We start from the raw sequence: 10,690 nt of genomic DNA on the forward strand, positions 1-10,690 counted from the left end.
AGAGACAGGGTCTGGCTGAACAGGCTCGCCACGCGTACCATAGGGCCGTCCTCCGGGTTGCGGTGTCATCACTATCGTCCTCGTCAGACGAGATGATGCCGCATCCGGGGGATTCCTCAAACCGATCTTGGACAGGTGTGGATTTCAACAGATTCCCACATGCGATTGACGTAGAAAGCTCGGCGGGCATCACCGGTCATTGATGCTGCCGTCCCGGCGTCGGCTCCGAGGCGACGCAATGCCCGCTCGAACGGAAGCAATCGATTCTCGAGCTCCTCGTCAAGCCAGGCGGAGTGTTTGGCGCGGATGCTTTGTAGGTCGTCTGCGATTCCCATAGCGGTGACAGTTGGGCCCGCCTGAAAAAGCTCGGGTAATCGGGCGGTGACACACGACATGTACTCCTCGGCGAACGCAGCGTGTTTGTCGAAGGCGACATTGGCCATGTGAGATGACACACCCAACGTGAATGCCTGATTGGCCTCCTGGAGTTCAAGCGCTCGCTCGTGTGCGGTGCTATCGCGAAGTAGTTGATATAGGGCAGCGACCAGCGCGCCGACCCCAGGAACGCTGAGAACTCCCCTGAATGTCTCGGACACCGGGAGGACGTACGCCGCCGTGAATGAACCAAGGAGAACTGCCGTGGCGATCGCGTAGGCCACCCATGTGGGTCTCATCGAGCTCATCCTCAATCACCTACTCCAATTGTACTGCGAGTGTGGGGGAGGCGTCTGCTCCGGTCACAGGCCATTCACGGCTCCCTCCACCCGTTTGGTAACTGCGTTCGCCTTCTCCCCCTCCATCCTCCTTATGGGCTCGCCCCAAGCCACGCTCACTGGAAGCCGGAACCCGTGTGGGAAATGGGTGCCGCGCGGAAGCACTTTGAAAAGACCGCCGACGCGCACGGGGACCACAAGGAGGCCCAAGTCCTGCGCGAGGACGCCGACGCCCGGGCGGAACTCACGTATGGCGCCGTCACGACTCAACTCACCTTCGGGGAAGACGACGATCGCCCAACCGTTGTCGGCTAGATCGCCGGCGTAGTCGCGGGCCACACGGAACGCGGCGCTCCTTGGAAACGGGAACGTGTGAAACACTAGGCTGAGCAGGTTATACCCCCACCCCTGCCCAAGGCGCCGGAGAAAGGCGCCTTTCCCAGTGAGGTACTCCTCGAAGTACTCCGGCTGCATCGCCACCGCAACCCGCCGGCGCAGTCTTCGAGGAAGAGCCATGAGGAGTACCGGGACATCGAGATGACTCGCGTGGTTCGCGGCGAGGAGAAAAGGGGCCTCTAGATCCGCGAGCCGATCGCGTCCACGAACTTCAAGCCGCACAAAGAGCCTCAGGAGAGGGAAGACGACGAGCGTCTGAATGAAGCCGCGTACCAAGCCCGCCGCTCGGCCCCGCGCCCACCGAGGCATTACCCAGTGCTCGTCATGCACCGCCGCCGACCGCGCATCCGCCAGAAGCTGATCCAGCGACGCGTCCTCGTGAATCTTTGACGGATCGAGCTCGACTTGGTATCGCTCCTCGATTGATGCGGCTAGCTCCGCGACGTCAATCGAAGAAAGCCCAAGCTCCGCCCCCAGTCGCTGGTCCGTCCGCGCCGCCGACCCCGCGAGCTCGCGCAGAAGATCGATCGGCCCCGCACCAACTGGCGAAGTCCCTGACGAACCACCCGGCCGCACCGCCGCCACAACCTCCCGCCGCAACACCTTCCCCGTAGCCGTCCGCGGAAAATCCAAATCCCCCCAAACCGACCACCCCCGCACCCGCTGATGCGCCGCCAGAACCTCATTCGCCCCCGCCACCGCCAAACCCACATCCCCCCCCGGAGCAGGAATCACCGCCGCATGAACCTCCTCCCCCTTCCCCCCCGAAACCGCCACGACGCAAGCATCAAGAATCCCCACCTGCCGCCGCAAAACCTCCTCGACTTCTTCGGGAAAAACGTTCTGCCCCTCCCCCGTGACGATGACGTCCTTCTTCCTCCCGACGAACCGCAGCGACCCATCCGCCTCGAGCGCCCCCAGATCCCCGGTCCGAAACCACCCCGACTCGAACGCCGCCGAAGTCGCCGCAGAGTCTTCAAAGTAACCCGGAGTGACATTCCCCCCGCGCACGAGAATCTCGCCATCAAACCCAATCCGTACTTCCTGAGACCTCGTCGGCCGACCCAGGATCCCCACCCGATCATCGAACGGATTCGACACCGAGATGATGGGCGCCGTCTCCGTGAGCCCATACCCCTGCACGACCAGATACCCCAGATCCTTGAACGCGCGCTCCAGATCCGGATCCAGCCGAGCCCCCCCGACGACGAGAGCCCGAAGCCGCCACCCATGCTCCCGCCACAAGGCGCGCGCGCGCCACGCGCGCCGCCACCAGGCGCGAGGAAGAGCCCCCGCACGACGCCGCACGCGCTTCTCGAGGTAAGCCCGAAGACCCGCCAGATGCCGCGGCACCGAGACGAGCACCCAGGCCTTCTCCCGCTTCGCCAGAGCGAGCAGCGCCCCCGGCGGCCGCGACCCGCAGTACACAACCCGCGCCCCGAGAATCGAAGGGATGAAGAGCCCGAGCGCCTGCCCGAAGAGGTGGCTCAAAGGCACCAGAGAGACGAACGGAATCGGCGAGAAGGGAGACCACAGCCGCCGCCGCGAGACGATTCCCTTCTCGATCCCCGCGAGAGCCGTGAGGATGTTCGCGTGCGTGATCATCACGCCGCGCGGCTCCGCCGTCGTCCCCGAAGTGAAGACGATCTCCGCGAGATCGGAAGGTGAAGGATCGGCAATAGATCCGAGAGAGGAGGCCGGAGCCGCAGCCTCGACGTCCACCGCAAGAACCCCGGGAAGAGCGGGAGGCGCCCCCGCGCTCCCGTCATATAAGAGGATGCGCGCCCCGCACCGCCGCGCCACAGCCCCCACGAACTCCGCCGAAGACGACCGATCCAGCGGAACGACCACCGCCCCCGCGGCGAGGCACGCCGCGAAAGCCGCAACCCACGAAGGCCCGTCCTCGAGAAGGAGGAGGACGCGATCCCCCGGACCGAGCCCGACGGCCCGAATTCCCCCCGCGTGCCGCAGGACGTCGGCGTAGCTCTTCGAGTGCCTCCGCACCCCCGCCCGCACGAACCCACCCCGATCCCCGCACTCCGCCATCGTCCCGAGGAACGACTGGAGGTTGCGGCGAGGGGTGCTCACGTTCACCTTGGCTACGCGGATCGGCTGATGGGCCTCAGGTCGCCTCGCTTCAAGCCGTGCTCCGGGAGATCACGTTCGAGGACGACGGTGTCGAGTGGCTGGAAGATCATCGAGGACCTCCAGTCTACGCCCTTGCTAGTCTGAACGGAGAGTGTACCGCGATCCTCGCACTTTCGCTTTCACTCTCTTGTTGGGCGGCGTGTTTCGGTCTAGGATCATGCGCATGACAAAACCTACCGAGATGGTACTTGCTGACGCGCTCCGACTCGACGAGGATTCTCGTGCTGAACTCGCCGCAGAGTTGCTCGCCAGCCTCGACGGACCGAGCGACCCCGACGCAGAAGCGGCCTGGTCAGTGGAGATCGAGCGACGGATCGCCGCGATCGAAGCCGGAACCGCGACGCTTGAACCCTGGGACGACGTCAAGCGGCGGATCGAGAGAGAGATCCTCGGGAGGTGACGCTTCCCGTTCGGTTCAGCGGACCGGCAAGCGAAGAGTTTCGCGCTGCCGTCACCTGGTACGAGACGAGACGCCGCGGCCTCGGCGCCGAGTTCTTGGACGCGACCGCGGACACTGTGCGTCTCATCCAGCGGCAACCGGAAGCCGGAAGTCCGGCCTTCAAGGACCCCCGCACGCGCCGGACTCTGATACGTCGGTTTCCCTACCAGCTTGTATACCGCCTCGGCGAAGTGGAGATCGTGATTCTCGCCGTCGCCCACCTGAAACGGCGTCCAGGCTACTGGAAGCATCGCTCCTGACGGCCGGACCACCCAACTCTTCCCGGCTGAGACCACTCGGCGCGATCAAGCCTGAGGGCTCATCTCCCGTCAAGCCGGGGCCAGAGTCGGGCGGTCGAGCTTGTAAACCGGGGAATTGTTCCGCGGCAGGATGCGGGAGACGAGGTGCCTCAGCCAGAGCGAGACGCATCTCCCGACAGGGCTCGGTCTCGGGACGAGTCCGGCAGGGTCGCCTTCTTCGGCCACGCGGAGATAGCCGGCAATCTGGTTGAGCATGGCAAGGACGACTTCATCGTAGGTCGGACGCGAGGAGACCAGGTTGAACGTGACACATTCCGCCAGCCAGACGGTCTGTCCTTCGTCGTTCCGCTCAGGCCAGAGGTAGATTCTGCTCACCCTCACCTCTCGTTCGCCTTGAGGCCCTTGTTCCGCATGCGGAAGGCGGATCGGCTGAAGGGCCTCACTTGCGACCCGCGTTTTCGAGACTCACACCCTTTCCGGCCCGGAGACTTCGCCGCGCCGCCTCGATGCGCTTCAGAAACCGCGGGTCGTTCTCGAGCCGGTAGTCGAACCAGTCGTCCTCGGAGCGAAAACCGATCAGAACGCCGGCCGGCTTGCCGTGCCGCGTTATGACCACTTCCTCTCGCTCCGCCATCCGGAGAAACTTGGAGAGATCGTCTTCGACCGTAGAGAGCGCCGCTTTCTTCATCGTCCACCTATGGCTCGTTCAGCAGTCGCCCGCCCTCACCTCTCGTTGGCTTTGAGAATCTTCTTCCGCATCCTGAACGACCCCGGCGTGACTTCCAGCAGCTCATCCTCGCGGATGAACTCCAGCGCCTGCTCGAGCGAGAGAACCCGCGCCGGGATGATGTGCGCCGCGTCGTCGGCGGAGGAAGCGCGCATGTTCGTGAGCTTCTTCTCTTTCGTGATGTTCACGTCGAGGTCGTTGTCGCGGGCGTGCTCGCCGACGATCATCCCCTCGTAGACCATCTCGCCGGGCTTCAAGAACAATTCCCCGCGCTCCTGGAGGTTCTCGACGGCGAAGGAGGTCACGCGCCCCCCGCGGTCGGCGATGAGGGTGCCGGTGGTCCGGTGCGGGATCTCCCCCTGCCACGGCTCGAAGCCATCGAAGATGTGGTTGAAGATGCCGGTGCCGCGCGTGTCGGTGAGGAACTCGGTGCGGTAGCCGATGAGGCCGCGCGAAGGGATGCGGAACTCCATCCGGACGCGCCCCGTGCCGTGGTTCACCATGTGGGTCATCCGGCCCTTCCTGAGGGCCGTCTTCTGCGTGACGACGCCGACGTGATCCTCGGGGACATCCAACAGCAACAGCTCCATCGGCTCGTGCTTCTGGCCGCCGATCTCCTTGAAGAGGACCTCGGGCTTGCCGACGGCCATCTCGTACCCCTCGCGCCGCATCATCTCGACGAGGATGGCGAGCTGCAGCTCGCCGCGCCCGGAGACCTTGAAGGCGTCGGAGCCGCCGATCTCGAGCTTGATGGCGACGTTTCGGAGCGCTTCCTTCTCGAGCCTTTCCTTCAGGTGACGGGCGGTGAGGAAGCGACCGTCCTTCCCGGAGAAGGGGGAGGTGTTGACCGAGATGATGATCGCCATCGTCGGCTCGTCGATGACCATCCGGGCCAGCGCCTCGGGGCGCTCGGCGTCGGCCACCGTGTCGCCGATCTCGAGCGTTTCGATGCCGGCGAGGATGGCGATCTCCCCCGCCTGGGCGTGATCGACCTCGACGCGCTTCAATCCGTCGGTGAGCATGAGGCGCGTGATCTTCGTCCGGACGACCTTCCCGCCGGCGCCGAGAACCGCGACGTTGTCGCCGGTGTGCACGGTGCCGCGGACGATGCGGCCGATGGCGAGGCGGCCGACGTAGTCGTCGTAGTCGAGGTTCGCGACGCGGATCTGGAGGGGGGCGTCGATATCGTGCTTCGGGGGCGGGATGGCCCTGAGGATCTCGTCGAAGAGGGGGACGAGGGTCGTCCCGGGCTCGTCGAGCTTGAGGGTGGCCGTGCCGGCGCGCGCGTTCGCGTAGATGATGGGGAAGTCGATCTGGTCCTCGGTCGCGTCGAGGTCGATGTAGAGGGAGTAGATCTCGTCGAGGACCTCGGCGGGGCGGGCGTCCTTGCGGTCTATCTTGTTGATGACGACGACGGAGGGGAGCTTCGCCTCGAGGGCCTTCTTCACGACGAAGCGCGTCTGCGGGAGGGGCCCTTCCGAGGCGTCCACGAGGAGGAGGACGCCGTCCACCATCGTGAGGGTGCGCTCGACCTCACCGCCGAAGTCGGCGTGGCCGGGGGTGTCGACGATGTTGATCTTGACGTCTTTGTAGCCGACCGAGGTGTTCTTCGCGAGGATCGTGATCCCCTTCTCGCGCTCCAGGGGGTTGCTGTCCATCACGCGCTCGACGATGGCCTCGTTGGCGCGGAAGGTGCCGCTCTGCCACAGCATCGCGTCCACGAGCGTGGTCTTGCCGTGGTCGACGTGGGCGATGATGGCGACGTTGCGGAGAGATCCATCGGGTCGAATAGTCATCGGGTCTAAGTATCCGCCTTTGAGTTGGGGGTGGGCCTGGGGGAAGGGACAGTCTAGCAGACGCGACGGGGCCCCGCCCCGCGTAAGGATCCCGGCGCCGTGGAGACGAAGTACTCTGGCCGGCGCTCGGGGCCGCCGGCAGGAGGTGCTTGCCATCGACGCGCACGCCGCGGCGCCCGCCGTCACGCTTCCCTGGAGCGCGGAGATGGGTGCCGCCGAAAGAAGTCTCCTCGAGGCCCGGTACCAGAGGCTGCTCCGCGAGCACGGGGGGGCCATCTCCCGCCTCGCCTCCGGCTACGAGAGGATCGCCGGCAGGCGCGAGGACCTCGTGCAAGAGATCGCGCTCGCGATCTGGCAGGCGCTCCCGAGGTTCCGGGGAGACTGCTCGGAGAAGACCTTCGTCTACCGGATCGCGCAGAACCGTTGCCTCACGCACGCGCTCCGCCGGAAGCCGGGCGGGAACTCCCTGGAGGGGGCGGCGCCGCCCGTGGACCTGCGCCCCGGCCCCGAGTCGGCGGCCCTCGCCGCGGACCTCAAGGAGCGCCTCCTCGCGGCGATCCGCGCGCTGGCGCTTCCGTACCGCCAGGTGATCACGCTGGTCCTCGAGGAGATGTCCCACGCCGAGATCGCCGAGGTGCTCGGGCTGACCGAGAACAACGTGGGCGTGAGGCTCAACAGGGCGCGGGAGAAGCTGCGCGAGATTCTCGGAGCGACGCGATGATCGCCGATCGGGAGCTGGGGGAGATGCAGGCTGCGTGGCGGTCGGGGGGGGCGCGGGCAGGTCAGGCGAGCGACCTCGACGCGCTCCTTTCGGTGGCGCAGGCGCGCGTGCGGCGCGAGAGCCGGCGGCTCGTCTGCGTCACGTTCGTCGAGATCCTCCTCACCGCGGCGATGCTCGCCTTCGCCGTCCTCGTCGCGCGGGGGGAGAGCCGCGCCGCCGTGGTGGCCGCGGCCGTCGCGACGTGGGTCTTCGCCGGGTGGGCGCTCGGCTTTTCCCTCTGGAACCGTCGCGGGCTCTGGCGCCCCGACGCGGAGACGACGCGGGGCTTCGTCGAGCTGTCGATCCGGCGGTGCGAGGCGGAGCTGCGGGCCGTGCAGTTCGGACACCGCCTCCTCGTCGTGGAGTCCGTCTTCGTCGCGGTCCTCCTCGGCTGGAAATTCACCTTCGGGCCGGTGCACTCTCCGGTCGGGTCGCTCGTGGGTGTCGTCGCCCTCGCGACCCTGATCTTCCTCGTCGAGGCGTTCCTGAGGCGGCGCGGCCGCCGCTTCGAGGCGGAGCTCCAGGAGTGGCGGCGGTTCGAGGCGATCTCCGGCGCGTAGCCGGGAATGGCTGGTGGGCCTCCGCGTGTTCCACTATGTTGGGGAACCCGTCCGGACGCCCCAGGTCGGCTGGCGCCCCGAGATTCGGGCCCCTCGGAGGATGACGCACATGATTCGAAAGCTCACGCTCGGACGGACTCTCCTCGCACTCGCCCTCCCCATCGCCCTCGCGGGGATCACTTTCGCGGGCGGCGACCACTGCAACCACGGGAAAGACGCGACGGCGGCCGGGAAAGAGATGGGCGACGGGTGCCCCATCGCGAAGAACGTCAAGTCGGTCGCGAAGATGACCGAGAACGGCGCGATCGTGACCTTGACCGGCAAGAGCGACGAGGCGGTCGAGCACATCCAGACGCACCTCAAGGCGCATCAGAACGGCGAGAGCTGCCCCGACTGCCCGCTGTCGATGGCCGGCGTCACGACGAAAGTCGACATCACGAAGGACGGCGGCGTCCTGACCGTGTCCGCGAGCACCCCCGAGGCGCTGAAAGCGATCCAGGCGTGGGCGAGCAAGCCGATGGCCGGCTGCTGCGCGAAGGGTCACGGCGAGAAGGCGTAAGCACCCCGATCGACGAGCTCGAGAACAAGCCTCCGGGAACGCCTCCGGAGGTTTTTTCTTTGCGGCAATAGCCCTCGACCGGAGGGATGAATTACCGTAGACTTGCCGCGTCGAGGGAGCCGTCATGAGCCGACCCTGGATGCGCCGCGCGCTCCTCCTTCTCGCCCTCTCGCTCGTCACCCCGGCGCTCCTCCGCGCCGACATCATTCAGACCGCCGTCGGCGGCGGCCCGTACCCATCGGGGGCGCCGGCGCTCGGAGCCCCCCTCGGCGCACCCCACTCGGTCGCGGCCGCGCCCAACGGCGATCTCTTCGTCGCGGCCGGCTACCTCCATCGCATCCTGAAAGTGAGCGCGGGCGGCGTCATCACCGTCGTCGCGGGGACCGGGTCGCCGGCCTCCAGCGGCGACGGGGGGCCCGCCATCGCCGCGGCCCTCAACAACCCGGACGGGGTCTTCCGCGACCCCAACGGGAACCTCTTCGTCTCGGACCTCGGCAACCGGCGCGTCCGGCGGATCGACGCGGCCACGGGGACGATCGCAACGGTCGCGGGGGGCGGGCTCAACAGCGTCGGGGACGGCGGGCCGGCCACGAGCGCCATCCTCGATCCCGCCGGCGCCGTCGCCGTCGATCCGGCGGGGAACATCCTGATCGCCGACGTGAACTCCGCGCGGATCCGGCGGGTCGATGCGGCCACGGGGATCATCTCGTCGGTCGCGGGGGGGGTGCTCGTCGGCTTCGGCGGGGATGGGTTCCCGGCGACGGGGGCCCAGCTCTACAACCCGACGAGCGTCGTTCTCGACGCGGCGGGGAACTTCTACTTCTCGGACTCCGGGAACAACCGGGTTCGAAAGGTCACCGCGGCCACGGGGATCATCGACACGGTCGCCGGCGGCGCCCCGTGCTGCGATCTCGGCGACGGCGGCCCCGCGACCGCGGCGATCCTCCGTGCCCCTGCGGGCATCGCGCTCGATTCCTCGGGGAACCTCTTCATCGCCGACTCGATCGACCGGCGCGTGCGCCGCGTGGATCACGCGACCGGGATCATCACGACCTTCGCCGGGACGGGGACGCTCGGGTTCGCAGGTGACGGCGGGCCGGCGGGATCGGCGCTCCTCAGCTCCCTCTTCGGCGTCGCCGTCGACGCGTCGGACAGCCTGCTCATCGCGGACACGGGGAACAACCGGGTTCGCCGGACCGATCCCGCGGGCGCATCTATCGCGACCGTCGCAGGGAACGGCCTGCTCAGCGCGACCGGCGACGGCGGCCAGGCCGCGCAGTCGGGGCTCGGAGCCCTCGGGGGGATCGCCACCGACGCCGCAGGGAACCTCTTCATCGCCGACGTCGACAACAACGACGTCCGTCGCGTGGACGGCGCCACCGGGATCATCACGACCTTTGCCGGCAACGGCACGGCCGGATTCGCAGGAGACGGCGGGCCTGCCGTGAGCGCGAGCCTGCGGGCGCCCAAAGGTGTCGGGCTCGACGCCGCGGGGAACCTCTTCATCGCCGACACCGGCAACAGCCGGATACGCAGGGTGGACGCCTCGACCGGCGTCATCACGACGATCGCCGGGACGGGGGTGAACAGCTTCACCGGGGACGGCGGCCCCGCCACGGCGGCGACGTTCCGCTCCCCGACGAGCGTCGTCGTCAACGCCGTGGGCGACATCTTCATCTCGGACCGCATCAACCGGCGCGTGCGTCGCGTCGACGGCGTCACGGGGATCATCACGACGTACGCCGGAGATGGGACCTCGACCGGGGGCGACGCCACCGGGAAGGCGATCAACGCGTCGATCCCCGAGCCCGTCGGCGTCGCCCTCGACGGCGCGGGCAACCTCTTCATCGCCGACCGCGCCGGCACGCGCATCCGGCGGGTGGACGGAAACAGCGGAAACATTCGGACGGTCGCCGGGGGCGGCTCGTCCTCCGGCGAGGGAGTGCCCGCGACCGCCGTCGAGCTCTGGGAGCCGACCGGGATCGTGGCGGACGCGGCCGGCAACATCCTCTACGCGGACGAGCAGGGGCAGCACGTGAGGCGAGTCGACGCCGCCGGCGGCACCATCAGCACCGTGGCTGGAATCCCGACCCTCAGCTGCTGCCCGGTGCCGGGGTTCGGAGGCGACGGCGGTCCCGCGCTGCAGGCGCACATGAACCACCCCTTCGGCGTGGCGCTGACGCCGACGGGTGACGTGTTGATCGCGGATTCACTCAATCGGCGCGTGCGCGCGGCCGGCGTCCCCGCCTGCTTCGATTTCGACGGCGACGGCGCGGGAGTTCCCGGAAATGTCGCGTGCCCGAGGGGGCTCGTCCCCGACTGCGACGACACG

General features: G+C 67.7%; 11 protein-coding genes. 6 read left to right on the forward strand and 5 right to left on the reverse strand.

Features of this window, described 5'->3' with window-relative positions; genetic code table 11:
* Positions 1-116 precede the first annotated feature (116 nt).
* Together HY049_05960 and HY049_05965 are read right to left on the reverse strand one after the other, a co-directional pair.
* A complete protein-coding gene (locus HY049_05960) occupies positions 117-659 on the reverse strand; it encodes a hypothetical protein (protein ID MBI3448447.1) in 543 nt (180 codons plus the stop codon).
* 78 nt (positions 660-737) lie between these two features.
* Positions 738-3,203: an AMP-binding protein gene (locus HY049_05965; GenBank protein MBI3448448.1), complete on the reverse strand. Its 2,466-nt coding sequence runs from the start codon at positions 3,201-3,203 to the stop codon at positions 738-740.
* A gap of 217 nt (positions 3,204-3,420) precedes the next feature.
* Here HY049_05965 and HY049_05970 point away from each other — a divergent pair, with 217 nt between their 5' ends.
* Together HY049_05970 and HY049_05975 are read left to right on the forward strand one after the other, a co-directional pair.
* Entirely contained in the window at positions 3,421-3,657 is a 237-nt protein-coding gene (locus HY049_05970) for an addiction module protein (GenBank protein MBI3448449.1), read from the forward strand.
* Positions 3,654-3,956, forward strand: a complete 303-nt coding sequence (locus HY049_05975; GenBank protein MBI3448450.1) for a type II toxin-antitoxin system RelE/ParE family toxin — start codon at positions 3,654-3,656, stop codon at positions 3,954-3,956. The genes HY049_05970 and HY049_05975 overlap by 4 nt, the downstream gene beginning before the upstream one ends.
* 69 nt (positions 3,957-4,025) lie before the next feature.
* On the opposite strand, the gene HY049_05980 is transcribed toward HY049_05975, so the two are convergent.
* From HY049_05980 to typA, 3 genes are all read right to left on the reverse strand, one after another.
* Positions 4,026-4,331 carry a hypothetical protein gene (locus HY049_05980; protein MBI3448451.1) on the reverse strand — a complete coding sequence of 102 codons (306 nt, stop codon included), beginning with the start codon at positions 4,329-4,331 and terminating at the stop codon, positions 4,026-4,028.
* Between the two features lie 64 nt (positions 4,332-4,395).
* Positions 4,396-4,644: a type II toxin-antitoxin system Phd/YefM family antitoxin gene (locus tag HY049_05985; GenBank protein MBI3448452.1), complete on the reverse strand. Its 249-nt coding sequence runs from the start codon at positions 4,642-4,644 to the stop codon at positions 4,396-4,398.
* Positions 4,645-4,679: 35 nt separating this feature from the next.
* Positions 4,680-6,479 (reverse strand): translational GTPase TypA, encoded by a 1,800-nt coding sequence (gene typA / locus HY049_05990; protein ID MBI3448453.1) that lies wholly within the window; start codon positions 6,477-6,479, stop codon positions 4,680-4,682.
* A gap of 205 nt (positions 6,480-6,684) precedes the next feature.
* On the opposite strand from typA, the gene HY049_05995 reads away from it, so the two are divergent.
* The 4 genes from HY049_05995 to HY049_06010 all read left to right on the forward strand — a co-directional run.
* A complete protein-coding gene (locus HY049_05995; protein MBI3448454.1) occupies positions 6,685-7,200 on the forward strand; it encodes an RNA polymerase sigma factor in 516 nt (171 codons plus the stop codon).
* Positions 7,197-7,799, forward strand: a complete 603-nt coding sequence (locus tag HY049_06000; GenBank protein ID MBI3448455.1) for a hypothetical protein — start codon at positions 7,197-7,199, stop codon at positions 7,797-7,799. Before HY049_05995 ends, HY049_06000 begins: the two co-directional genes overlap by 4 nt.
* Positions 7,800-7,908: 109 nt before the next feature.
* Positions 7,909-8,358: a hypothetical protein gene (locus HY049_06005; protein ID MBI3448456.1), complete on the forward strand. Its 450-nt coding sequence runs from the start codon at positions 7,909-7,911 to the stop codon at positions 8,356-8,358.
* Positions 8,359-8,482: 124 nt separating this feature from the next.
* Positions 8,483-10,690: hypothetical protein (locus HY049_06010; GenBank protein ID MBI3448457.1), on the forward strand; the 2,208-nt coding region annotated here is incomplete at its 3' end.

This window comes from Acidobacteriota bacterium (assembly GCA_016195325.1).
Lineage (GTDB): Bacteria > Acidobacteriota > Polarisedimenticolia > JACPZX01 > JACPZX01 > JACPZX01.